Annotated in this window: 31 protein-coding genes, 2 tRNA genes and 1 rRNA gene; 29 read left to right on the top strand and 5 right to left on the bottom strand. The window is 39.3% G+C overall.

The features are described from left to right. Positions 1 to 21 precede the first annotated feature (21 nt). The 3 genes from rrf (at position 22) to NSS75_RS00960 (ending at position 332) form a co-directional block, all read left to right on the top strand. Positions 22 to 137: ribosomal RNA gene (gene rrf / locus NSS75_RS00950) — 5S ribosomal RNA — on the top strand. A 45-nt stretch (positions 138 to 182) separates the two neighbouring features. Beyond that, positions 183 to 257 (top strand) — tRNA-Asn (locus NSS75_RS00955). Positions 258 to 259: 2 nt separating this feature from the next. Continuing rightward, positions 260 to 332, top strand: a tRNA-Thr gene (locus NSS75_RS00960). Between the two features lie 106 nt (positions 333 to 438). Here NSS75_RS00960 and NSS75_RS00965 read toward each other — a convergent pair. From NSS75_RS00965 to NSS75_RS00980, 4 genes are all read right to left on the bottom strand, one after another. Next, on the bottom strand, positions 439 to 1623 hold the full coding sequence (locus NSS75_RS00965; RefSeq protein ID WP_014112362.1) for a tyrosine-type recombinase/integrase: 1185 nt from the start codon (positions 1621 to 1623) through the stop codon (positions 439 to 441). Continuing rightward, positions 1610 to 2143, bottom strand: coding sequence for an ImmA/IrrE family metallo-endopeptidase (locus NSS75_RS00970; RefSeq protein WP_268426667.1), 534 nt, complete (start codon positions 2141 to 2143; stop codon positions 1610 to 1612). The genes NSS75_RS00965 and NSS75_RS00970 overlap by 14 nt, the downstream gene beginning before the upstream one ends. A gap of 80 nt (positions 2144 to 2223) precedes the next feature. Then, positions 2224 to 2829 (bottom strand): hypothetical protein, encoded by a 606-nt coding sequence (locus NSS75_RS00975; protein ID WP_106019960.1) that lies wholly within the window; start codon positions 2827 to 2829, stop codon positions 2224 to 2226. Between the two features lie 230 nt (positions 2830 to 3059). Next, entirely contained in the window at positions 3060 to 3389 is a 330-nt protein-coding gene (locus tag NSS75_RS00980) for a helix-turn-helix transcriptional regulator (RefSeq protein ID WP_268397136.1), read from the bottom strand. Between the two features lie 160 nt (positions 3390 to 3549). Here NSS75_RS00980 and NSS75_RS00985 point away from each other — a divergent pair, with 160 nt between their 5' ends. From NSS75_RS00985 to NSS75_RS01090, 22 genes are all read left to right on the top strand, one after another. Continuing rightward, on the top strand, positions 3550 to 3783 hold the full coding sequence (locus tag NSS75_RS00985; RefSeq protein WP_019712780.1) for a helix-turn-helix transcriptional regulator: 234 nt from the start codon (positions 3550 to 3552) through the stop codon (positions 3781 to 3783). 12 nt (positions 3784 to 3795) lie between these two features. Beyond that, positions 3796 to 3987, top strand: a complete 192-nt coding sequence (locus tag NSS75_RS00990; RefSeq protein ID WP_268397138.1) for a helix-turn-helix domain-containing protein — start codon at positions 3796 to 3798, stop codon at positions 3985 to 3987. 64 nt (positions 3988 to 4051) lie between these two features. After that, positions 4052 to 4585: a helix-turn-helix transcriptional regulator gene (locus NSS75_RS00995; protein ID WP_339235355.1), complete on the top strand. Its 534-nt coding sequence runs from the start codon at positions 4052 to 4054 to the stop codon at positions 4583 to 4585. After that, the gene (locus NSS75_RS01000; RefSeq protein ID WP_213408484.1) at positions 4575 to 4835 is read left to right on the top strand and encodes a hypothetical protein; all 261 of its coding nucleotides are present in this window, start codon (positions 4575 to 4577) and stop codon (positions 4833 to 4835) included. Before NSS75_RS00995 ends, NSS75_RS01000 begins: the two co-directional genes overlap by 11 nt. Then, complete coding sequence (locus NSS75_RS01005) at positions 4836 to 5000, top strand: hypothetical protein (protein ID WP_164998438.1); 165 nt, start codon at positions 4836 to 4838, stop codon at positions 4998 to 5000. Between the two features lie 596 nt (positions 5001 to 5596). Further along, a complete protein-coding gene (locus tag NSS75_RS01010; RefSeq protein ID WP_339235361.1) occupies positions 5597 to 7570 on the top strand; it encodes a hypothetical protein in 1974 nt (657 codons plus the stop codon). Then, positions 7570 to 7794: a hypothetical protein gene (locus tag NSS75_RS01015; RefSeq protein WP_339235364.1), complete on the top strand. Its 225-nt coding sequence runs from the start codon at positions 7570 to 7572 to the stop codon at positions 7792 to 7794. Before NSS75_RS01010 ends, NSS75_RS01015 begins: the two co-directional genes overlap by 1 nt. Next, the gene (locus tag NSS75_RS01020; protein ID WP_213408476.1) at positions 7787 to 8668 is read left to right on the top strand and encodes a RecT family recombinase; all 882 of its coding nucleotides are present in this window, start codon (positions 7787 to 7789) and stop codon (positions 8666 to 8668) included. Before NSS75_RS01015 ends, NSS75_RS01020 begins: the two co-directional genes overlap by 8 nt. Continuing rightward, entirely contained in the window at positions 8665 to 9366 is a 702-nt protein-coding gene (locus tag NSS75_RS01025; RefSeq protein ID WP_339235367.1) for an MBL fold metallo-hydrolase, read from the top strand. Before NSS75_RS01020 ends, NSS75_RS01025 begins: the two co-directional genes overlap by 4 nt. A gap of 204 nt (positions 9367 to 9570) precedes the next feature. Continuing rightward, complete coding sequence (locus tag NSS75_RS01030; protein WP_339235370.1) at positions 9571 to 10329, top strand: hypothetical protein; 759 nt, start codon at positions 9571 to 9573, stop codon at positions 10327 to 10329. A gap of 13 nt (positions 10330 to 10342) precedes the next feature. After that, positions 10343 to 10621 (top strand): replicative helicase loader/inhibitor, encoded by a 279-nt coding sequence (locus NSS75_RS01035; protein WP_339235374.1) that lies wholly within the window; start codon positions 10343 to 10345, stop codon positions 10619 to 10621. Further along, a complete protein-coding gene (gene dnaB / locus NSS75_RS01040) occupies positions 10599 to 11894 on the top strand; it encodes a replicative DNA helicase (protein ID WP_339235377.1) in 1296 nt (431 codons plus the stop codon). Before NSS75_RS01035 ends, dnaB begins: the two co-directional genes overlap by 23 nt. Positions 11895 to 11912: 18 nt before the next feature. After that, on the top strand, positions 11913 to 12107 hold the full coding sequence (locus NSS75_RS01045; protein ID WP_339235379.1) for a Fur-regulated basic protein FbpA: 195 nt from the start codon (positions 11913 to 11915) through the stop codon (positions 12105 to 12107). A 100-nt stretch (positions 12108 to 12207) separates the two neighbouring features. Further along, positions 12208 to 12663 carry a RusA family crossover junction endodeoxyribonuclease gene (locus NSS75_RS01050; RefSeq protein ID WP_326214736.1) on the top strand — a complete coding sequence of 152 codons (456 nt, stop codon included), beginning with the start codon at positions 12208 to 12210 and terminating at the stop codon, positions 12661 to 12663. Beyond that, positions 12636 to 13328, top strand: coding sequence for a hypothetical protein (locus NSS75_RS01055; protein ID WP_339235384.1), 693 nt, complete (start codon positions 12636 to 12638; stop codon positions 13326 to 13328). The genes NSS75_RS01050 and NSS75_RS01055 overlap by 28 nt, the downstream gene beginning before the upstream one ends. 127 nt (positions 13329 to 13455) lie before the next feature. Beyond that, on the top strand, positions 13456 to 13638 hold the full coding sequence (locus tag NSS75_RS01060) for a hypothetical protein (RefSeq protein WP_339235386.1): 183 nt from the start codon (positions 13456 to 13458) through the stop codon (positions 13636 to 13638). Positions 13639 to 13707: 69 nt separating this feature from the next. After that, positions 13708 to 13911 carry an XtrA/YqaO family protein gene (locus tag NSS75_RS01065; protein WP_014112378.1) on the top strand — a complete coding sequence of 68 codons (204 nt, stop codon included), beginning with the start codon at positions 13708 to 13710 and terminating at the stop codon, positions 13909 to 13911. Positions 13912 to 13953: 42 nt separating this feature from the next. Then, a complete protein-coding gene (locus tag NSS75_RS01070) occupies positions 13954 to 14244 on the top strand; it encodes a hypothetical protein (RefSeq protein ID WP_339235391.1) in 291 nt (96 codons plus the stop codon). Further along, positions 14241 to 14480 carry a hypothetical protein gene (locus NSS75_RS01075; protein WP_268557375.1) on the top strand — a complete coding sequence of 80 codons (240 nt, stop codon included), beginning with the start codon at positions 14241 to 14243 and terminating at the stop codon, positions 14478 to 14480. The genes NSS75_RS01070 and NSS75_RS01075 overlap by 4 nt, the downstream gene beginning before the upstream one ends. A gap of 83 nt (positions 14481 to 14563) precedes the next feature. Continuing rightward, a complete protein-coding gene (locus NSS75_RS01080; protein WP_339235399.1) occupies positions 14564 to 15343 on the top strand; it encodes a putative phage abortive infection protein in 780 nt (259 codons plus the stop codon). Between the two features lie 71 nt (positions 15344 to 15414). Continuing rightward, positions 15415 to 15801 (top strand): ArpU family phage packaging/lysis transcriptional regulator, encoded by a 387-nt coding sequence (locus tag NSS75_RS01085; protein ID WP_339235401.1) that lies wholly within the window; start codon positions 15415 to 15417, stop codon positions 15799 to 15801. A 55-nt stretch (positions 15802 to 15856) separates the two neighbouring features. Continuing rightward, complete coding sequence (locus NSS75_RS01090; RefSeq protein ID WP_339235404.1) at positions 15857 to 16594, top strand: hypothetical protein; 738 nt, start codon at positions 15857 to 15859, stop codon at positions 16592 to 16594. Between the two features lie 475 nt (positions 16595 to 17069). Here the strand turns inward: NSS75_RS01090 and NSS75_RS01095 are convergent, their stop codons facing one another. Next, positions 17070 to 17987 (bottom strand): hypothetical protein, encoded by a 918-nt coding sequence (locus NSS75_RS01095; RefSeq protein ID WP_339235407.1) that lies wholly within the window; start codon positions 17985 to 17987, stop codon positions 17070 to 17072. Between the two features lie 187 nt (positions 17988 to 18174). Between NSS75_RS01095 and terS the strand changes: the two genes are divergently transcribed. From terS to NSS75_RS01115, 4 genes are read left to right on the top strand one after another with little or no spacing between them, the layout of a single operon-like run. Next, the gene (gene terS / locus NSS75_RS01100) at positions 18175 to 19053 is read left to right on the top strand and encodes a phage terminase small subunit (protein ID WP_339235409.1); all 879 of its coding nucleotides are present in this window, start codon (positions 18175 to 18177) and stop codon (positions 19051 to 19053) included. After that, positions 19050 to 20363 carry a PBSX family phage terminase large subunit gene (locus NSS75_RS01105; protein WP_339235413.1) on the top strand — a complete coding sequence of 438 codons (1314 nt, stop codon included), beginning with the start codon at positions 19050 to 19052 and terminating at the stop codon, positions 20361 to 20363. The genes terS and NSS75_RS01105 overlap by 4 nt, the downstream gene beginning before the upstream one ends. Positions 20364 to 20367: 4 nt before the next feature. Next, a complete protein-coding gene (locus NSS75_RS01110) occupies positions 20368 to 21900 on the top strand; it encodes a phage portal protein (protein WP_339235416.1) in 1533 nt (510 codons plus the stop codon). Beyond that, positions 21897 to 22808 (top strand): phage head morphogenesis protein, encoded by a 912-nt coding sequence (locus NSS75_RS01115; RefSeq protein ID WP_339235420.1) that lies wholly within the window; start codon positions 21897 to 21899, stop codon positions 22806 to 22808. The genes NSS75_RS01110 and NSS75_RS01115 overlap by 4 nt, the downstream gene beginning before the upstream one ends. Positions 22809 to 22828 lie beyond the last annotated feature (20 nt).

A 22828-nucleotide genomic window follows, 5' to 3' on the forward strand; every position in this document is an offset into this window, starting at 1 on the left:
TGAGAGAACACTCTCAAATTGTTTGGTGGCGATAGCGAAGAGGTCACACCCGTTCCCATACCGAACACGGAAGTTAAGCTCTTCAGCGCCGATGGTAGTCGGGGGTTTCCCCCTGTGAGAGTAGGACGCCGCCAAGCAGTTTTATCTATTTCTACCATGTTTGTTTATGAAGCTTATATCATTCCGCAGTAGCTCAGTGGTAGAGCTATCGGCTGTTAACCGATCGGTCGTAGGTTCGAATCCTACCTGCGGAGCCATTGCTTCCATAGCTCAGCAGGTAGAGCACTTCCATGGTAAGGAAGAGGTCAGCGGTTCGAGCCCGCTTGGAAGCTTATCTAAAATACGTTGATCTTATGCAGTTTCCGCGAGATATGGAACTGTTATTTTTTTTGTCTAAAATATGTGGGTGTCATACGGGTGGCAAATTAGAGTATTTCTCTAAAATGTCCCCGTTTTTAATATATTATTGATTGCATCAGCAACTAAAATATCTGACTCACGGTTAGCGTGAGTGTAAATATTTAATGTGGTTTGGACGTTAGCATGGCCAAGCCTCTGAGAAATAGCTTTAATGTTTAATCCAGGTACTTTCCCAATTTGATTTATTAACATTGTTGCGTGTGAGTGTCTCATATCATGAAGACGTCCTGGCTTGATATTGTGCCTCTTAGTGAATCTCTGCCACCAAGTATTAGGTGAGGTTGGATACTGGGGTTGCCCCATATCCCCACCAAATAACAAAAGCTTATCTGTTCCTCTCCACAGTTCACCCAACAGTAATTTATTCTTCTTGATCTCTCGTAGCAAAATAGCTGCTTCTTGCATTATATCAGGCGGCATCGTAACTTTACGGAAAGAGTTACTTTTAGGATCTTTAAACCGATAACCTTTCTTCTTTGTATATTGTAAAGACTCATCAATTCTGACTTCATTAGTATCAAAAAATAAATCTGTTTCATCGATTGCCAATAGTTCACCTCTACGAAATCCACCAGTAAAAGCAAATTTAATCATAACTCTGTTCCTCAATGGAGCGTGTTCATCTAATAGCATAAAGATTTCCTTTATTTCTTCTTCAGTATAAATTTCATATTCATTGTATTTTTGTTTTGGCCGCTTTACGTTTTCAGCAGGGTTTTCTTTTATAATTTTCCACTCAGCTGCTCTTCCTAAGATATCTCTAATGATTCGATATCTTGCATGAATGCTTGACGTTGAGACATCATTTTCCCGTTGATATTCTTCTAAGAAATTTAATATGTGAATCGGCTGAATCTCGTCTAAGTACATGTCTCCAAAATAGGGTTGTATTTCTTTCCCCATAATATATTCATAAGTTTCACGAGTTTTATCATCGAGATGATCCAGGGCGTATTTTTTCTCCCAGTCCTCTATGAACATATTGAATGTTCGCTTGTGTGGTGTGATATAAGCGCCGGCTTCAACTTCTGTTTTGAATTTATACCATTCACTCTCCAAGTAATTGCGCAGCTTTTTAGTGGTTTTTAATAAAGCCGGATCCTCTATTCTAATTGTTTTGACCTTTCTTTTACGCTTGCTCTTTGTACCGATATCAACAACTAATCGAAATGACTTTTCGCCTCTTTTTTCAATTGTTGGCATATAAAATTTTCTCCCTTTCTTTATTCTTTTGAATCATAAATGATTGGTACTTAAAGCTGAATAACTTACGGAAATACATATCCATTCTTTTTTCCGCAAAAGGATGAGTAACCTGAAAAAGATCAGATATGAGACTTATAGATTCCCGCTTGGTTGCCGGTAATTTAATGTTTTTCAGCATAAAGCTAGGTACAGCAAAATGATACATAAATGCATTTGCTTGATTCTCCTGTAATTCTCTAAAAAGTGGGGGTAATTTGTATTGAACACCCACATGATTTATGTGATGGCACAGTTCATGGGAAAAATCTTCCCATTGCTTTTTTTTGGATAATCGTGAATCAAGAATAATGCAAGCCATTCCCAGCAGTTTTACTGCTACAGATGAACGATTTTTGTAATGGACTATTATTTTTAACCTATCTGCAATTAGTTCCAAGTCCCATGAACCAGGATCTGTAATACCGATGCCGGTGTAAATTGTTTGTATTCTTTCCTCTAGAAGTGATAAATGATACAAGGTGAAGCCTCCTACTAACGAAATGCAAACATATGTTCGATTTTGATTTCTAAAGAAAAGCCCCAAAATAGGGCTTCTTTTTAATGCTCTAAGTTAATTTTTAAATCAAGATCGTCATCTAAAGCATGTGCGTCCTCATCAACCGGAAGATTGAATCTCAGCCGAATTGAATCTAAATCTTTTATATCCTCTTCGTTTTCAAAAATATAAAATACAGATCCACTATCGTTTACTTTCCCCACATACTCTCCAAGAAAATCTTCATTTTCGACAGTAGATGCCTCATTGATTTGTACCCCAGTACTTGTTGCTAATTTTGCATCATCTAGGCCGAAATAAACTACTTTATCTGATGTATTTTCCGCTTCAAGTTGAACCTCAATATAAGGTGTTTGTTCGTTGGCCACAGCGGCAATTACTTTTTTTACAGTTACTTGCATCGGGCCAGTTTTCGCAGTGGCTTCTTTATTGCTGATGGCCATTACTTTGGCTGTACCGCTCTCAATTTCATATACATCCCCAACTTTTTCAGGTCCATTAGTAGAGATGTCTTGGCTTTCTGATGTGTTGGTATCAGTTGCATTGTTTGTGTCTTCTGATGATGTAGAAGACTCTTCACTATTTTTGCATGCTGCGAGCAATATCAGTGAAGTGATTAATAGTAAAGTCCCCAATTTTTTAAACAATTTAAGTTCCCCTTTTTACTCCAGTTAAGTTTTCTTTATCTTTCATTTAACTCAATTAATGTTAAACAGTTTATTTTACAGTGTGCATCCATCATAACCCCTTGATATATCTATGTTTTTAGGGGGTGCAAAAAGTTTTATTTAACACTTAGACTTCTTTTTATTAAACAAATGTTTAACGAATGTTTTACCAGAAGAAGAATTAAAGAATTAAGAATTAAGAATAGCTGCTACTGTTCATCGAACCCTTTTTTCAAAAGATAATCCAAAAGTTCTTTTGCTTGTTCTTTAGTGATTTTTCCATCACGACCAGCAATTAGTGTTTCGGGATCATTTAAAAGTTCATCTATTTGAGAGTCGTTTGAAGTTCCCTTTAACAGATAGTCTGTTGTGACATCCAAGACCTCAGCTAACTTGATTATTTCTGAATCAGTAATAGGTCGAGTGCCTTTTTCTATACGGTTCATAACAGCATAATTTAGGTCTACACGGCGGGCTAGTTCCCTTTGGGACCAACCTTTTCTTTCTCTTAATAAAACTATCCGATCACCTATATTCATTGTTTTCACCACTTTCTAAGTAAGACAAATGATAACATGTTTCCGTTATGGAAATAAAAAAAGTTTCTAAATTGTAAACAAAACTTATTGACATTTCTATTTCAGAACTGTATTATGTGGTTACAAAGTTTCTAAAACAGAAACGAAAGGAGTGAAAGATATGCAGAAACTTGATTTAGTTTTTATCAAGAATAGACGGATCGAATTGAAAATTTCACAGCGAGATATGGCAACAAAGTTAGGATTTAAAACTGGTTCAAGTTATCTAAAGTATGAGCAAGGTGTTTACGCATTCAAAGCAGAACAATTGCCAACCTTAGCGCAACATTTAAAATGCAAAATAACGGATTTTTTTGCTGAAAACGTTTCTGAATTAGAAACAAGTAGTGCTTAGGAGGATTTCATAATGAGCAACAAACCATTAAACCCTCAGGAAGCTGCTAGTGTACTGAGGGTTCATAAAGAAACCATTTATTCCATGGTCAGAAATAAGGAAATTCCGCATTTCAGAATTGGAAAGAAAATATTTTTCCGACCAGAAACCCTAAATGCTTGGATAAGTCAACTAGAACAGAACAGTGTTGATGATTCTGCTTAAAATCTTCTAACTAAAGTTTACCAATTCAATGAAAAAAGTTTGGTAGAAAAAGGAGAGGTTAAAAGTGAAATTTGGTAGAGCACCGAAGGCGCTAAAAAGCGCTCGTAAAGAGGCTGAACTTACACAACAGCAGCTATCTATGGACGATGAATTATTTCTTTCACGTGAATCTGTATCTCATCAGGAATGCGGCCGCCACAAAGTTCAGCCGGAGGTGGCCCAGTATTTTGCTGAGAAACATAATGATCCACGGGCTGCCCTTGAAGCTGCTTCTGATTATACAGGCTGGGGACCTTTAATCTTGGATGGGGAAACAGCGGATTTGCATAGGGTGAATCTTCTTGTTCAATCCAAGATACAAATGACAGAAGCCATGGACGTCCTACAAAATTCAGTCGAACATATTTCAGTCAATCCCAAAACATTGTCAGATACAAAAATGATTGAGAAATCGATTCAGGAATGTTTAGACGTCATAACAGCTTTAACTCAACTAATCGTTGTTCTCTGTAAGGAATACTCGATTTCATGGGTGAAGATGTGGGGCAAGCATAAAATGAAGCTTTTAACGAGGGGGTTAATCAAAGGTGCTTCTTGAAGACATGGTTTTAAAAATACACTCTGATTCAGTAAGGCGAGAACAAATTTTTATTGAGGAATACTCAAAGCGTTTAATCAAAGCTGTTGCCAACGGAGATATGAAAAAGGCGAATGAAACGGTTAATGAACTTCGCAAATCTGTAAAACAACTAGATCACTACATAAAATCCAAGCGAGACTTCGATCGTATTGTTGAAGTGATTCCGTCAAAAGATTTCTTTGAAAAAAAGTTAGAGGGGATGATTTGAATGAAATTTGTATTATCTGCAAGCCGTTTAATGAAAGCTTCTGAGGTTGTGAGTCATTGTCGGGAAGTAAAGAGGAATCCAGCACAGATTCTTCTGGTGAATGCCGAGGCGAAGAAGGCTATTGAAAATATAAAAAAGCAGCAAGCTCCTACACTCACTGCTTAAGCAAATAAAACGTTACGGAAGTATTATAGCGCTCTTTTATGAGCACGGCAAGCTTGTTCTTGTCGTCAGGCCAGGGGGAGAACTTTTTTATCCATACATTCCCCCTTTTAACTTACCACCACACTCTCTCTGGTCTGACGATGCGTACAAGCATCAGAAAGGAGGATTTCAGTGTTTTACCTGGTTATTCCGTCAAGAAAGTGCCCTAATTGCGGAAAGATTGAAGAACAATCTTACAAAATTTATTGCAGCAAATGTGAACACAAAATTCCTGATAGTGTTCAGGAACTATTTCAAAAAGTGAAATAAAAAAAGCTCGCTTTGCAGAGCGAGCCGTAGAAGGTGTTACAAACTTTGGTATTCATAGTTTACTGTATCACCTTCCAAAAATCAATCTTTGGAGGTCTTTGACAAATGAATGATGTTATTTACACTGAACCATTTAGTGATCGTCGGCGTGATCAGATTAATCTTGTTACTGTAGGCGGATCAATTTCCTTTGATCTTAAGGGGAATACATGCTTTCACTTCCCGACAGCTGAGGCCCGAAATGAGTATCTTTCTCTCAAGTCTAAAGAGAAAGGACGTGATGCCAAATGAAGAAGGAAATTAAACTGCTCAAATTAGAACTTCGTAATTTTAAGGGGATTAAACATTTTATTCTCGATACTCAAGGCGAGAACGTCAAGGTCTACGGTGATAATGCAACAGGAAAAACAACTTTGTTTGATGCTTTTATTTGGCTCTTATTCGATAAGGACAGCCAAAACAAAAAAGATTTTCAGATTAAAACTCTCACAAAAGAAAACAAGCCTATTAGTGGACTGAATCATGAAGTCAGCGGCTTGTTTTTGGTAGATGGTGCTGAATTGTCTTTGAAAAAGGTGTACTCCGAGAAGTGGACAAAAAAGCGGAGTAGTGCTGAAGCCGTATTCTCTGGCCATACCACTGATTATTTTATTAACGAAGTACCATCAAAGAAAAAAGAGTTTAATGATCGAGTCAGCTCAATTATTGAAGAAGATAAATTCAAACTCATTACTTCTCCATCATTCTTCAATGAGCAATTGAAATGGCAAGACAGACGGAAGATTTTACTTGAGATCAGTGGCGATGTAACAGCCGAGGAAGTATTCAGTAAAAACCCTTCTGTGGCTGCCCTGGAAAGCATCTTAAAGAAACGGTCGCTTGAAGAGCATAGAAAGGTGATCGCGGGAAAACAGCGTGAAATAAATAAACAGCTCGATGCAATACCGGTAAGAATCGATGAAGTCCAGCGCACAGTCGAAGATACATCTGGTCTAGATGAACAAGAATTACATGACGAGATAAATTTTCTTCAAAAAGAAGTTGAGTCATTGGACGAGAAACTTCGTTCAGCTCGTAATGGTGAAGCTATTTCTCAGAAGAGGAAAGTAATTCTCCAGCTGCAGAATGATCTTCAGGAAATCAAAAATGGTCATCAGGAAAAAGAATACAAAAAGATCAATGAGATTAAAGAGCAGCTATACCCTGTGAAAAGCAAGATTGATGAAATTTCAATGGAGATTAAATCGAATCAGCGGCAGTTATCACTTGAAAAAGACAATTTGGATCGATTAAATACGGAAATCGAGTCGCTGCGCCAGAGTTGGTGCGACAAGAATGAGGAGACGTTTGATCAACATCAAACTGAATGCCCTACATGCGGCCAAGAATTACCGAAAGAAAAAATTGATCAAGCCATTGAAAAATTCAATTTTCATAAAAGCCAAGCTTTAGCTGAAATCAATGAAAAAGGCAAGTCGGTTAAGAGTCAAAAAGAAAAGTCTGAGGATGCTATTCAGGAATTAGAAGCTGCAATATCTAATTTGCAGGATGCCTATAAGAGTGAAGAAGAGACTTTATTATCAATTGAAAAAGAATTAGAGGGCGCGCAAAACAATAGATCAGATATTTCAGTGGATCCAATTTATCAAAATAAACAAGCTGAGATCGAGGACATCCAGAAGGAAATTCAGCAATTAGAATCTTCCACAGATCAAGCCGTTCAATTGATTAAGGATGATATCAACAGTAGAAAACAAGAGATTTTGCTGCTTCAAAAAGATCAAGCGAAAATTGATCACGCAAAGCACGTTAATGATCGAGTAAGACAGCTTGAGCAAGAACAAAAAGAGTTAGCAGAACAATATGAACAGCTACAACATCAACTCTTTTTGACTGAAGAATTTGTTCGCACTAAGGTGCATCTCCTCGAAGAGAAGATAAACAGTAAGTTTAAATATGCTCGTTTCAAGCTCTTCAAGGACCAGATCAACGGGGGACTGGAAGAGACATGTGAAACCCTTTATGAAGGTGTGCCGTATTCGTCCGGCTTAAACAATGCTGCACGTATTAACGTTGGGTTAGACATCATTAATACCCTTAATGATTACTACGGAATCACTGCTCCTATTTTCGTTGATAACTCTGAAGCGGTGACGAAATTGATCAACACAAATTCACAGATCCTCAGTCTGATTGTTTCCGAGAAAGATAAACAGCTTCGTGTTGAGTTTCAAGACGAACTCGTTCAGGAGGCAATCTAATGGGAGCCTATTACATTATCGAACATGTTGAGACCAAAACTACTAAATCGTTAATTGTTGCTGACAGCGCACAGGATGCTTACAAATGTCTTGAACGTGGCTATTATGACGAGTTTGACAGTGAAATCAAAGTTGAAACTTATGTAAGTGTCAAAGAAGCATGTACTCCAAGGGAGAAGCAACTATTATTGACTGCGCCACAAGAGGGGGATTCAAATGAATAGCCAGAATCAATTGGCAATTATTCAAAAAGATATAACTGATGATGTGAACAAAAGTTTAACCAGATTGCAGGACGATGGTTTAGTTCTGCCTTCTAACTACAACGCAAGTAATGCTTTAAAAAGTGCTTTTTTTAAACTGCAAGAAGTAAGAGATAAAAACGGAAAGCCAGCATTGGAAGTGTGTTCTAGGGAATCAATAGCTAACTCTTTGTTAGATATGGTTGTTCAAGGTTTAAGTCCAGCAAAGACACAGTGCTACTTCATAGTTTATGGAAATCAACTACAACTTAACCGTTCTTATTTTGGAACACAAGCTGTGCTTAAACGGCTGACCAATGTCAAGGATATTTGGTCAAACGTAATTTTTGATGGTGATGTATTCGATTACGAGATTGTGGGCGGGCGCGAAAAGCTACTTAAGCATGAAACCAAATTTCAGAACAGAGACAACGATATTTTAGGGGCTTATGCAGTTATAAAAACAATAGAAGATGAAGAAATATTAACTGTTATGACGCGTAAAGAAATTGAAACTTCATGGACTCAAGCGAAAACAAAGAGCGTTCAAAACAAGTTTCCTCAGGAAATGGCCAAAAGAACTGTTATCAATCGTGCCGCAAAATCTTTTATAAACACAAGTGATGACAGCGATTTACTTGTTCAGGCGATTAATAATTCAACAGAAAATGAATATGACAACGAACGTGTAGATGTAACTCCAGCCGAAGTACAGAAGCAAATTGAGGAAAACGCGAATACAGAGGTTATCGATATCGAACCAATTCCGGATCCACAAACAGAACAGCCGGAGCCCCAACCAACAAAAAAAGATGAGAAGCCCTCAGTCTTTGAATCGGACGGACCAGATTTTTGATTGAAATTACAGCCCTGTCATCGAGCAGTAAGGGGAATTGCTATCGGGTCACCGATGGTAAGACCCCACTTCTTTTGGAATGCGGCATCAACTTTAAACAAATGCAGAAGGGGTTTCAGTATAAAATTTCTCAATTCGCTGGCTGCCTTGTTTCTCATGAGCATGGGGATCACTGCAAAGCAATTAAGGATGTTCTGAAAGCCGGCATTGATTGTTACATGTCTCCTGGGACGGCCGGAGCAATTGGCATTTCTCATCACAGAATAAAGCCTGTGCGCGCTAAACAGCCGTTTAAAGTTGGTTCTTGGTCTATTATGCCCTTTGACGTGCAGCACGATGTGGCGGAGCCGTATGGCTTCCTGTTGGCTAATGAGGACGGTGACAAGCTTCTGTTTGCCACTGATACCTATTACATCAAATACAAGTTTCCAGGACTCACTCACATTATGGTGGAATGCAATTACTCGAATGAAATACTGAACGAAAACATCGAAAGCGGCCGTACACCGCCATTTATGAAAAGACGACTCTTACAGTCGCACTTCAGTTTAGAAAACGTAAAAGAGTTTTTGATGGCAAATGACTTGAGCAGGGTTCAGGAAATTTGGCTGCTGCATCTTTCTGAATCAAACAGCGACGAGAAGCTTTTTAAAGAAGACATCATGAAATTGACTGGAAAGGTTGTTTATATACCATGACTGACAATGACTTAATTGCGGTTCCTTACCCTTATTGTTATGTGTCATTGGCCAAGACAGTGGCTCCAGATATGCGTAAGGACACTCTATTAATGTACGTTTCAACCTATTTTCGAAAATATGAACCCAACCTTACTCTTGTGACAATCAAAGGGTTAAAAGCTATCTGCAGAAAGAAATAGCGATGGAAAGGAGGCGAGGCCCTTGGCTGGATGGGTGAGACTATATAAGTCAATGGTCGATCATGAGATCTTTACAGATAATGTCGGCTTTAGGTTGTTCACTTTCTTAATTGCCAAAGCTGCGTTTCAGGACGGTATGAAGATTAATGATTATGAGTTGAAAAAAGGCCAGTATATCCGCTCATATTCAAAACTATGTGATGACTTAGCGATTAAAAAGGGCAGAGGTTTAACCAAATTCACAAGAGCAGCAGTAAAGGCTGCAGCTGAAAGGCTTCAGGCAAAAGGAATGATTACTGCAGAGGAAACTGAATACGGAATGCTTTGGACTGTATTAAATTATTCAAAATTCCAAGGTGCTGCTGAAGAACCTGCATATGAAAATAAGGCTAAAGAAAAGCCAAAAGCACCTCAGCCGAAGGACGAGGGCGCGACTTCTTTCCAAAAAATCGAAGAAAAATTCACTTCGAGAAAAGGCTCTCTATTTTTATCTGCTGTAGATACAGCGGCAATCAAAAGAGTCATAGAGGCAGAGATACCTATCGACGATGTTTTGACTTGGATAGATGAAATTTTTGATCAATATAAACCAAAATATCCAGGAGACAAGATAAATTCTTTTTCTTACTGTGAACCAATTATTCGTGATAGATGGGCAGCTAAACAAAGCGAAAAACAGCCTTCTAATGTCTCAGAATTTAGGCCGCGCGGATCGATACAAGAAAAAAGCTTTGCCGCTCTCGAGGATTATGCAAAAGAGAACGGCATTAAGGTGAATTAGGAAGGTGATTAGTTTGGAAAAAGCAGAAGCAATGAAATTGTTGTTGCGGCTTTCCGCAGCATATCCGCGTTTTGATTTAAGTGGCGATGTTGGGAAAGAGCGAATTGAATTGTGGATGGACCACCTTCAAAAAATGCCGTTCGAACCCGCAAAAACAAAGATTAATGAACATATTTCAAGTAAACCATTCCCTCCGACTATTGCGGAGATTAGCGTCAAACAACCAGAAAAAAATAAGTTTTTAGAGCAACAGAAAGAGTGGGAACGGAATGCAAAGTACAAAAAACATTGAGGCTGAACAAGGGCTACTGGGCTGTATTTTGGTCGAGAGCGACTTGATTAAAGAAACGACTTTAGAGCCTAAGCATTTCTCAGAAGAGCGGCATAAACGAATTTTTCAGGCGATGCGAGAGGTAGATGCTAAGGGCAGCCGTGTTGACATAGTGACGATCGTTACAGTGTTAGGCGAAGCCACTGAACAAATTGGTGGAACAGGTTATCTTACAGAACTTGCAAGTTCTGTTCCTTCAGTCATCAGCTTCGAAACATATCAAACTTTAATATATGATGCTTTCAAACTTCGAGACATGCAGAAAGCTGCTTTGGATTTTGCGAACAGTCCAACTGATGAAGGGATTGTGGCTGTTTATAAAAAAACTGTCGAGCTTCAGGAGTTAGGAATTAAAAATAAACGAACAAAAATGGATATCTTAACTGATATCTATAACGATATGCACCAGGAAAAGGCTGAAATAACTGGCGTCGAAACTGGTTTGAAGGATTTGGATGATATGACTGGCGGTTGGCAGAATAGTGACTTAATCATAGTCGCTGCTCGGCCATCAATGGGAAAAACAGCATTTGCTTTAAATTTAGCCAGAGCCAATGCTGAAAGAGGCGGAGTTTCTGATGTATTTTCCTTGGAAATGCCTGATAGACAATTGGTTCATAGAATGCTTAGTGATATGGGGTCCATCGAGAGCACTAAATGGAGAAATCCCCACAGATTCTTTAGTGAAAAAGATTATGAAAATGCAACACGAGCCATCGGACAGTATGAAAAATTAGCAATTAACATTCATGACAACCCTTCCCAGTCGGTTGCGGATATACGGTCGGCCATACGTAAAACAAAAAAAGATCATCCGGACAAAAAGCACTTAGTGGTGATTGACTACCTACAGCTCATCACACCCATTGGAAAATTTGAAACAAAAAACTTGGAGGTAGCCGCCATCACTGGGGAGCTGAAAAATATTGCTCGGACTTTTGATGTGCCTATCATTTTACTTTCTCAGCTTTCGAGGGGCGTTGAACAGCGCCAGGATAAGCGGCCGATGATGTCCGATCTAAGAGATTCCGGAAGCATCGAACAAGATGCCGACATTGTGGCGTTCTTATATAGGGATGACTACTACGACAAACAAAGTGAACAAAAAAACATTATAGAGATCATTTTCGCTAAACATCGAAATGGTTCTACAGGAACTATAACGGCCGCTTTTATAAAAGAGTATGGGCGATTTATCAATCTGAATTATCAAATGGAAGCGAAGCTCGCTTAAAAGAAAGGAGCACATATTATGTCTTCAGAAATAACGCAGCCAGCTGCAGACGAGCGGCGGGATTACGTAATGAATGAACTTATCAAGTATGGCCAATATGAATCGGAGGACGGACGAGAGCTGGACGAATTACCTTTACCGGATCTGGAGTGGCTACATATTAACGTTAAATGTAAGTTTGGCCGTGAAATGTCCTTCGAGGAGGGAGAGTGATGCTCGGCACGCTCCGCTCCTTAACATTCATAATCATGAACGCGGATTTAATAATGACTGAAATAGAGCAGCTGGAAGCAGCTGACGGGAGGTAACAGCATTGATCAGTTTTACAATTTACGGCGAGCCGGTAGCGCAAGGGAGACCGAGAGCCACTACGATTAATGGTATGACCAGGCTATATGATCCAAAGAAATCAAGAGACTTTAAGCAATATGTGAAGCTGGCCGCTTCAGATTATCGTCCAGCTAAATTGTTAGAAGGACCACTTGAATTATCTGTAAAGGTTTATAAATCCACTTTGAAAAGTTTCAGTAAGAAAAAAGCTGCAGAAGCAGAACAAGGGCTGTTGAGGCCGAGCAAAAAGCCAGATGTTGATAACTATATAAAGGGCATCAAGGACGGTTTAAATAAGGTCATCTGGCATGATGACAGCCAAATTGTTGACCTTCATGTCAGCAAGTTTTATAGCCAAAAACCAAGAATTGAAATAAAGGTAAAGCCACTATCACAAGAGGAGGAACAGTTATGTCTTTCGTTGATTTCAAAGGATTAGTAAAAAAGGTGAATCATAAACCAAAAGGTATCACTGAAGTTGTTGTAGAGGTTTCAACTAAAGAACTTGGAAACAACATTCAAAATTTAGCTGAAATGATTGATAGAGAAGTAGAAACACAACTTGAATCTGAAGTAATTCAATACACAGTAGAAATTAATACTAAAACAGATCGACCGATTACAAATTACACAGTGGATCAAAATGGCATCGTAAATGTCTCTGATCCAGAACCGGAACAACTTGAGGCGGATCTCGGACTTCCTAAAGAAAAGCCTAAAATCGAAGAAAAATCAATGGAAATTGAGCGAGAAATCGTTGATTCTTTCATCACTGAGGGTATGGCTCCCACTCTTGATGGATTCCCTGAAAATATTACTGAAATTGCGAAACGCCGGATTGAAGGTGAATCATACAGCAAACTGGCGAATGAGCTTGAAATGTCATCTGGTGTCATTGTGGACCTCATTAATGAGTACAGAAAAGAGGTTGCTCCGCTTGCTGTAGCCTGGTGGGATTGGAAGCAAGATCAAGAAGCTGAGGCTGAGCCAATGGAGAAAGATGCACCACCTGTCCCTCTCGATGAAAGTGAAGAAGCTGATACATCATCCAAGGATGAAAAAGAGGAAAACAACCAGGATGAGGGTGAACACGGAGCGGCTTAATGGGTAAAAGGCAGCGGTGTTGGTATTTGCTGTTTCGCATGGAGGATGGACGAGTAGTCCACCTCAATGAGCCTTTAAGAAAATACGAGCTGCTCCAGCGGCTTAAAAAATGGATGGAGGGTTATTGGTGGCCTCAAGGAGAGGGTATCTTATAAAACGTCTTACGGAAGATTTCAGGATGGTTCCAGGACACGGACCGGATCTTTCTAAGATGACAGATGAAGAACTTGAAAAACGATTGAGATTTTTAGAATCTGCTTTCAAGATGGCTTGGGAAGAAGATGAAGAGTACGAGGACGAGGATATATAAAAAACCGAAGCACAAGGCCCCGGTTTAGTTAATCTCGACAATTAATTATAACACGGGGAGTGCTGCAAAATGAACCGACCTATCGAACTTGAAAACTTACACCAACTTTCCGTTGGAGACTTGATTGAACGAAACAAAATAAAGTTAGTTATTCTTGACGGCAAGGATGGCTGTGCATATTTAGCAGATACACCTGAGTACGGCATTACAAATGTGCATACCAGAGACAATGAATATACAAGAATCCATTTTGACTATGGATTTAAGAAGTAAAGCGGAAGGGGACGCCCTCTGCTGTTATTGGGAGGAGCCAATATGAAAGATAAGATTAAGAGAATCAAAAATGAATGCAGACAGCATATGGGGCTATCTCTGGCTTCAACGGAGTGGCTGATTGAAACAGTTAAGCAACAACAGCTGGCCGTTATCGAGGAAAACAAACGGCAGGAAGAAATAGCAGTTAATCAGTTCAAGCAGGCACAGCAAGATATCAGGCGCTTGAGCGGGGAAAGTAGCAGATATAGAATGGCTTTACAGCAAATTATCAAGAATCTGCAATTCACAATAAGAGCTGCTAAAAATGAATTAGAAGGTGAGAATAGTTGATACGAATTTATGAAACAGGTGATTCGCAGTTTAATAACCTGGCTGCAGCCTGGTCTAAATTGACTCACCATGATAAAGACCTGTTTGAAGTTAGCACCATCATTTTGGCATCGGATCGCCAAGAGGAAGAGGTGGAAAAAGTAGCTGCGGCGTTGAAAGGATCACCATCATCGAGAACGGAAAAATTCACTTCTGTGATGCCTTGTATCATGGTTTGTTTGTTATCTGAAGTGTAAAAGTCACAATCTCATTACTTCTATTAGAAACCCCATAAAAAGGATATAATCAAACTTAAAAGAGAAAAAATGGGGGAGTTCAATTGAGCGAGAATGAGAAAAAGGATAAGTGGTATGGTAACGAAAATTTTTGGATGTGGGTAGGGGTAACAGCATGTGGTTTGGCACTTATAATTCCTTTTGCAATTTTATTATGCACAAATAAATTTTCTCTAAAAGGAATCAATAGTTTAGGGACGTTTGGAGACTTCTTTGGAGGTACCACAGTAGGATTGTTTAATCTATCTAGTATCCTTTTAGTCTTAACTGCTGTGATAATGCAAAGGAAAGAATTAGAACAAACTCGAAATGAGTTTGTCCAAACAAATAAAACACTAATTAAACAACAATTCGATAATACGTTTTTTAATATGATAAATCTTCATAATGAAATTGTTAGAACTTTAAATGAACACAACGTCTCAGGAAAAGAACTTCTTGGTAGAATTGAAAATGAAATCAGTTATTGGATTGAGGATAAAGATATAGACTCACTTGATGATGAGCGTGTAAAGGAAATTTTATTATCATATTATGAGCCTGCTTATAAGCAACATGAAAATATATTAGGTCACTATCTTCGTAACTTGTATAGAATAGTTAAGTTTATTCATGAATCTAGGTTGTCTGATGAAGAAAAAAAGAATTATATTGGTATTTTAAGAGCACAGCTTACTATAGATGAACTAGTAATTATCTTTTACAATTCTTTAAGTATCAGAGGAGAGAATTTTAAAAAGTTTATTGTGAAATATGACTTTTTTGATGATCATTTAAATGCAAAACCTATATATAACAGATGTAAAATTCTTTTAAAAAAATAACACATTACGGACACTAGTTTAAGCGATAGCTATAAATTAGGTGTCCGTTTCTATTTGAAAAAGGAGGTACTATGACTGCAGTAGAGCAATTGTCAATTTTGGCTGATGTTAATGAAAAAGAGGTTCGGAATATTGTCATTAAAGAACTGAAAACGTATAGATCACTAAAAATTCAAGCTGAAAATAGAAAAGAGCGAAAGGAAAAGGGAGTCATTGGGTTATTCCCGCAGCTGCGGAAAAGCACCGAATATAATGAGCTGAAGGTCAAGCAGATGGATAGGGCGCTAAAGCACTGCCTTGATCAAGATGAATACAGCATAATAGAAAAGAAATATTTGTCTCCAGAAAAAATAAAGGATCTTGAAATCATGATTGAACTGGGTATAAAAAGAGATAAGTTCTATCAGGTGAAAAGACAAGCTATATACAATATCGCAACAGCGCTCGGAATAATCTGAGCGCTGTTTTTTTATGTTTAATTGTAGTATAAATATGGAAAAGGGGGTGTGCGCTATGTTGATAAAATTTCTAAGGCCAGAACATGTATCAGCTTTTTTAGACGGTTCTCTTTTCTTTATGAATACTGGTTATTTTATAGATTTAGAAAAGAACGATACAAAAAATAAAGGAATTGGAGACCAATACGAAGGGGCCCACTTTAGGATACTGGATAATAAGAAAGATGTGTTGAGTATTGAAATTGATGGTAAGTACCACGAAATTCCCTATAATAGAGGGTTTGCGACTCGAAATAATACATCAGTACACCAATTACTTTTAAGTTGCTTTACATTTATCAAATTTAATTCTGAAAATTATTATCTAGATGGTTGTAAGGATGAAGAATATGTCTATAAACTCAAACCAACAGTAATAGAAGGATTGGAAAAAGAATTTGAAGGTCGTATACCGGTTTTAATTAATATTGAACTTTTCTTTAAACGATTTGAATCATTAGTAGAAAAAAATCATTTTAGAAGAGGATTGGTTCAATATTTTGATGAATACGCGAATTATCCATTATCGAAGGACCAACTAGAAAAAGATCCTATCTTGGCGCTCTTTTACAAAAGGAAATACTATGAACACCAAAAAGAATATAGAATCATTTTGGCGAATCCATTAGGGCTAGAAAGCAAAACAATTGAGCTAGGTGATTTAAGAGATTGTATTGTGCAATTTGAAAGTATTCAAGATCTAGAAAGAAGGATGATAGTCACAACAAAGCCTACCGAGGAGCATTCTGTTTAATGAGTGCTCTTTTTTGTTTGGCGATAAAAAACCGATAAATTGTCGACAAAAAGCCGACAAAATGGGGGATTAAATGGGTACTTTTTTCAATTGTGTTTTGTCATACGATAGAGACAAGAAAACGAACGTGAATAACAGTCCAAAAAGGAGATACCTACGGACGCTGATCTTTTGTACATGGGAATTTGTACAGCTGATTGGTGGCCGTTTTTTTTATGGCCAAACCAGGAGACGCACCTTTCCTTTATCAAGTGTGCACTCGGATGTATCGAATGACTATGAAGGTCGTTAGCTTCACGGGAGGAGCGGCTGGAGTCTATGCAGTATTGCGCGCGATAGTCACGGGGAACGCAAGCGGTGAGATCCCGCTTGCAAGGAAAGCCTTAAACAGGCTCGCGATTTTCTTTGCTTACCTCCTGGGGAAAATCGGCGGGCCACAGATAAATAAAAGCGATTAGCGTAAGGCGGTGTTAAATTATTCGTCTCCTCCTTGATCAGGTATACTTTCTAATAAATTTTGAATTGTATCGATTGCTTTTGTTTCTGGTGGTTCTGGTATGGCTTGTTTAACTTCCTCAGGAGCATTTGATGGAATGTGAAATTGAGTACCTTCATTCATTAGATTTCCTATAGTCTGTATTGACTTTCTCATGCTATTAATAGATTCTTCTGAGTAGTTACCGGAACCTTCTAGATTCTTTGTTTCAGCATCCAGGATTAATTTCAACCTTTTTTGTACGGCTTCCTTATACATCTTTTTTTGATCTAATTCTAGTTCCAAATGTTCCAGTTCTAGCTCCATTTTTCTTTGCGTTAAAGAAGCTTTTTGGTAGTTGAAGGCCAGCCTAATCAATTGTCCAAACAATAGCAGCGATTCTTTATTGAATAAGATATCAATCCATAGAGAACCGGTATCAAAATTTTGCAGCTGATATTTTGGACCATCACTGGTGTTTTCTTCTATCTTTAAACCGTTGTGCAAAGCTTTTTCGAGTTTATCGAAAAACTCTTTTAGGTCGCTTATTTCTTTGTATTGAGGTAATTTAACACTTAATACATTTTTTTCATTTTCAGGTATTGATATTGAAAGGATTTTTTGATAACCATTTATTTTCTCTTTAATTATAGATATAATCTTGTCAATTTCTTTATAATCTACTAGGTCTACTCTCATTACATCATTCTGGGACCTAAAGGTATAAATAGATTCATAACGTAATAATCTTTCTATATCTTCATCTAAAAAACCAAGTTTAGCCACTTCATTAATTGTATTAAATGTTTTTTGAAGTCCATAAACATAAGTTTGACTACTGTTTGATATAGACTTAGTTTCATATTTTATTTTGTCTTTATATTGACCCAATACAGCTCTTAATTCTCTTAATCTCAAAATTAAAGCCTCCTTTTTGTTTTCATGAAAATCTTACCATAAAAGAGAAAAAACAAGTGAAAAAAATGATTGTCAAACAAGTATTTGTTTTTTTACACAATCTAGAGCTCAAAAAGTTTAGCAAGATGAGGAAATTATAAAAACAAACTCAAACTCAATTATGAAATACGGAGGTGGGTGAGATGTAATGCCAAGACCACGTGATCCACGCAGAGATGAAGCTTTTCGTTTGTGGGAAGAGAGTGGCGGAAGCAAGAAGTTAAAAGACATTGCAGAGGAATTAGGCGTCACAAATAGCACTGTCCGCAAATGGAAAGCAAACGATAGATGGGAAGAAAAAATGAATGGGAGCGCTCCTAAATCAAAAGGGAGCGCTCCTTTTCGTCAAGGTGCTCCGAAAGGTAATCAAAACGCCAAAGGAAACAGGGGAGGAAAAGCGCCGCCTGGCAATCAAAACGCCAAAGGGAATAGAGGCGGCGCAGCTCCTAAAGGAAATAAAAACTCTGTGCGTACTGGTGAGTATGAATCAATCTTATTTGATTTCATGGATGATACAGAAAAAGAGCTGTTTGGCCAGATCGAAACAGACCCGCTCTATCAAATTGATCTAACAATAAGGGAGCTGAGCCTACGGGAGCGGCGGATGATGCAGAGAATAAGCCGCATAGAGAATGGCTTGAATGAAACGCAACGCCGCGTCCTTCAGCGATTACGAAAGGTAAAAGACATCGTTCCGACCAAGGACCAGAAAACCGGTTTAGTAAAGCACCAGGCACTTATGAATGAGCGCCTTGTCGTTACCGAAATTGAAGAGGTATCTGAGCCGAGTGTAGATAAGATTCTTCGTTTGGAAGAAGCGATGACCCGTGTCACTGATAAGCGGTTAAAAGCAATCCGCCAGAAATACGAAATGATTCGATCCATGGATGAACATGAATTAAAGCTGCGCGGCATTTATCTTACAAATGAGACCAAGCGGGCAGAACTTGAAAGGCTCACAGCCCGCCCGGTTGATAATTCAGTTCACATTACGATAAAGCGCAAGCGTAAGGATGAGGACAAATGATTGAAAAGGTTAAGCCAGTAAATCCACACTTTGAGGATTTTCTTTTTGATTGGAATCAAAAGTTTCAGTTTCTAGTCGGCGGTTATGGATCCTCGAAGAGTTATCATGTGGCGCTCAAGATTGTTCTTAAATTGCTTGAAGAGAAGCGGATCGTTCTTGTCGTGAGGGAAGTATACGACACGCATAGGGATTCAACCTTTTCCCTCTTTGATGAAATTATCAATGACCTTGAGATCGATCATATTGTCAGGTGTGTATCTTCACCGATGCAGATCCGCTTTCCAAACGGAGGCCGGATCATATTTAAAGGGCTGGATAAGCCGGCCAAGCTGAAATCGATCAATAACGTTTCTCTGATATGGATTGAGGAATGTTCTGAGGTGAAGTATGAGGGGTTCAAGGAGCTGCTTGGACGTCTGCGTCACCCGACATTGCCGCTTCATATGATTCTTTCAACAAACCCGGTCGGAGAAGATAACTGGACATATAAGCATTTCTTCAAAGATGACCGCCAAAAACGGTTTGTGCTCGATGATAAAGAGCTATACGAAAAGCGGACTGTCGTAATTAACGATACCTATTATCATCACTCAACAGCGGACGATAATCTATTTCTTCCGGAAAGCTATGTGAAGCAGCTTGATGAAATGAAAGAATACGATCCAGACCTTTACCGAATTGCGCGGAAAGGTCATTTTGGTGTGAATGGGGTTCGTGTGCTGCCGCAGTTTGAAGAACGGCCACATGAAGATGTTATGACAGCAATTGCTAATATTAACCGACCACTTAAACGAGTTGGCATGGACTTTGGTTTTGAGGAGTCGTATAACGCCGTTGTCCGGCTCGCTGTGGATCACGAAAAGAAATACCTCTATATCTATTGGGAGTATTACAAAAATGGAATGACGGACGACCAAACGGCCGAAGAACTCAGTGAATTTGCTGAGACTAAGGAATTAATTAAGGCTGATTCAGCGGAGCCCAAGACAATCCGCTATTTTCAGCAGCAAGGATTCAACATGGTGGGCGCCCACAAATATAAAGGATCTCGCCTGCAATATACAAAGAAGATCAAGCGGTTTAAGAAAATCATTTGTTCTGATCGATGTGAGAACACGATATACGAGCTGAAGCCGCTCACCTACGCAAAAGATAAGCTAGGACACATCATTGAGGACGAGTTCACCATAGACCCGCATACACTTTCAGCGATCTGGTACGCCCTTGATGATTACGAGGTAACCGATCTGAAAGAAGAATCAAAAGGAAGACCTAAACGGTCAAGACCAAGAAGCAGAGAGAGGGGGTAAGTGAATGGGTAAGTCTACAGTTAAAGCGCGAGTTTTTAAAGCGGCTCCACCTACTGACACGACAAAGCAGATTTATGAAGATGAATTTGCGGAAATGTACGGAGAGAATATCATACCCCCGCCGTATAACCTTAAAGAGCTTAAACACATCGCAGAGTATTCGACGATCTTACAACAGTGTGTGGATGCGTACAAGACCAATGTAGTGGGCTTCGGCTTCGAGATGAAATACTCCAAGGATATCAATTCTGATGAAGTGGATTCTGCAGAAAAAACGGCAGCGGATAAAGAATGGCAGCAACTCGAAGAATTCATCAAGTATATTCATTTTGATGAATCAGCTGAAACATTACTCGGCTTTAGCATAGAAGACCGGGAAAAGACCGGCAATGGATATATAGAAGTGATCCGAGACGGAGCCGGGAAACCGGCTGGCATTGAACATATGGCTTCTGAGTATGTCCGAGTTTGCTCATTATCAGAACCTATAGAGGTTCCATACAATTATTTTGAGTCAGGTAAATTAAAGAAGATCCAGCGCCAAAAACGCTTCCGGAAATATGTGCAGATCATCAATGGAAAAAGGGTGTTTTTCAAAGAATACGGAGATCCCCGAATCTTGAATTCTGAAACAGGAGAATATGATGAAAAGACTCCTTTTGAAAAGCAGGCCAATGAAGTTGTACATTTCAAAATAGGGAGCGGAGCATATGGGAAGCCGCGGTGGATTGGCCACATCGTCAATTTATACGGTGCTCGTAAGGCTGAAGAGTTGAACTTCATGTACTTCAAACAGGGCCGGCACGTTCCCGCTGCTATAACCATCGAAAACGGGATGTTATCCGAGGATTCATACACGCAGCTGCAGGACTATATGAACGGTCTTGAAGGTGTGGAAAACGCCCATAAATTTCTTTTGCTTGAAGCGGAAGGGATAGCCAAGGGCAAAAACATTCAAGGCGATGAGGAAATCACGCCGGTTAAAGTGGAAATCAAGTCACTGGCTGAAATCCTTCAGCAAGATGCTTTATTTCTAGAATATGACCAAAAGAGCAGGGACAAGCTCCGCTCAGCCTTTCGTCTGCCGCCGCTCTATACGGGCGAAGCCCAGGACTATAACAAGGCGACAGCTGACACTGCCAGAAAGATCACTGAGGAACAAGTATTTCAGCCGGAAAGAAAATTGATCACAGGTAAGCTGAACGCCTTATTTTTGAATGATCTTGAAATCCATAAGGTCGAGCTGCAGTTGAAAGGACCGGATTTCCGGGATCCTATTGAGATCGCAAAGGTTCTGACTCCATTTATTAATGCTGGCGCAGTCTCGCCAAATGATCTGCGTGATCTTGCTGGACGTATTCTTGGTAAGACGCTTGAAGAATGGCCAGAGGAAGAGTACAGCAGGCCGATAGGTAAAAATAATGCTGCGCCCGCTTCTGATCCATTGGCTGCGTTCTTTAAGTCTAAAAGCGGCACTCCTAATGTAATCGGCATACTAAAAGACATGCGGGATGTTCTGGAGGATCTAAAGCGATGAACAAAACGGATAAGCTGCTGGAGAGTTTAAATGTCTTTATTCAAAAAGCCGAGGAAGATGAGAAGAAAGATCTTATGGAGGCTATACCTGACTTCCCCGGCCTTTCTAAGATACCCGGCTTTGTAGAAGAATATGAAAAAGGCATCGCCAGATTGCTCAGACGCCAGCGTAAGAAGTTTTTAGAAGGTCTGAATGGTTTTATAGGCAAAGACTCAAAAGAGACGCTGGAAGCCCTTCTGGTGTTTTTTACGCAGAACCTATTTGCAGAAGATGACTTCGAGGAAGAATTTCAGGAGCTTACCGAGGGATTTCTGCAGCAGACCGTTGAAGAGCTGGCCGGAGTAATCATGGATTCATTGGATCCGGAAGTGCCGTTCAAAGCTTTATCTACCAGGGCAGCGGATTGGATCAAAGGTTGGTCCGAAAAGTTGGCCAAGATCATGAAGCTGAATACTCATGAAGTAGTGGAAAACGTACTGACAGATGCTATCGAGAACGGGGCCTCCATCCAGGACATTGAGTTGACTCTCAAAGACATGCCGCAATTTGATAGGGATCGGGCCCGGACAACGGCCATAACTGAAGTGCTTGCCGCTTCCTCTGCTGCGCAGCATGAATCTTATGCACAATCGCCGGCAGTAAAGAAAAAGAAATGGCGGCACAGCGGAGGGAAGAAGAACAATCCGCGTGAGAATCATATCGATCTTGACGGTACTGTCATAGGAGTAGATGAAGAATTTCAGATACCAGGGAGTAGCGAAACCTGTATGTTTCCGAGGGATCCTAAGCTATCGGCAGGAGAGCGGATTCACTGCCATTGTGTTCTATCGCCTGTGGTAGATAACGATATTTTAGGATTGTCAGCTGAAGAAAAAGAAAAAATTAGAGAGAAAATAGATATTATTTGAAACAGTTGTATTCCTCGCTC

The sequence above is a fragment of the Bacillus sp. FSL K6-1012 genome, assembly GCF_037964915.1.
GTDB lineage: Bacteria > Bacillota > Bacilli > Bacillales > Bacillaceae > Bacillus > Bacillus halotolerans.

Coding starts and splice junctions, on each gene's coding strand:
- NSS75_RS01045 (WP_339235379.1), top strand. CDS start 11,913: ATGTCTTCAGAAATAACGCAGCCAGCTGCAGACGAGCGGCGGGATTAC.
- NSS75_RS01015 (WP_339235364.1), top strand. CDS start 7,570: ATGGGAGCCTATTACATTATCGAACATGTTGAGACCAAAACTACTAAA.
- NSS75_RS00985 (WP_019712780.1), top strand. CDS start 3,550: ATGCAGAAACTTGATTTAGTTTTTATCAAGAATAGACGGATCGAATTG.
- NSS75_RS01065 (WP_014112378.1), top strand. CDS start 13,708: ATGAACCGACCTATCGAACTTGAAAACTTACACCAACTTTCCGTTGGA.
- NSS75_RS00965 (WP_014112362.1), bottom strand. CDS start 1,623: ATGCCAACAATTGAAAAAAGAGGCGAAAAGTCATTTCGATTAGTTGTT.
- NSS75_RS01110 (WP_339235416.1), top strand. CDS start 20,368: ATGGGTAAGTCTACAGTTAAAGCGCGAGTTTTTAAAGCGGCTCCACCT.
- NSS75_RS01005 (WP_164998438.1), top strand. CDS start 4,836: ATGAAATTTGTATTATCTGCAAGCCGTTTAATGAAAGCTTCTGAGGTT.
- NSS75_RS01105 (WP_339235413.1), top strand. CDS start 19,050: ATGATTGAAAAGGTTAAGCCAGTAAATCCACACTTTGAGGATTTTCTT.
- NSS75_RS00980 (WP_268397136.1), bottom strand. CDS start 3,389: ATGAATATAGGTGATCGGATAGTTTTATTAAGAGAAAGAAAAGGTTGG.
- NSS75_RS01055 (WP_339235384.1), top strand. CDS start 12,636: ATGTCTTTCGTTGATTTCAAAGGATTAGTAAAAAAGGTGAATCATAAA.
- NSS75_RS01010 (WP_339235361.1), top strand. CDS start 5,597: ATGAAGAAGGAAATTAAACTGCTCAAATTAGAACTTCGTAATTTTAAG.
- NSS75_RS01020 (WP_213408476.1), top strand. CDS start 7,787: ATGAATAGCCAGAATCAATTGGCAATTATTCAAAAAGATATAACTGAT.
- NSS75_RS01090 (WP_339235404.1), top strand. CDS start 15,857: ATGTTGATAAAATTTCTAAGGCCAGAACATGTATCAGCTTTTTTAGAC.
- NSS75_RS01115 (WP_339235420.1), top strand. CDS start 21,897: ATGAACAAAACGGATAAGCTGCTGGAGAGTTTAAATGTCTTTATTCAA.
- NSS75_RS01085 (WP_339235401.1), top strand. CDS start 15,415: ATGACTGCAGTAGAGCAATTGTCAATTTTGGCTGATGTTAATGAAAAA.
- NSS75_RS00990 (WP_268397138.1), top strand. CDS start 3,796: ATGAGCAACAAACCATTAAACCCTCAGGAAGCTGCTAGTGTACTGAGG.
- terS (WP_339235409.1), top strand. CDS start 18,175: ATGCCAAGACCACGTGATCCACGCAGAGATGAAGCTTTTCGTTTGTGG.
- NSS75_RS01070 (WP_339235391.1), top strand. CDS start 13,954: ATGAAAGATAAGATTAAGAGAATCAAAAATGAATGCAGACAGCATATG.
- dnaB (WP_339235377.1), top strand. CDS start 10,599: ATGCAAAGTACAAAAAACATTGAGGCTGAACAAGGGCTACTGGGCTGT.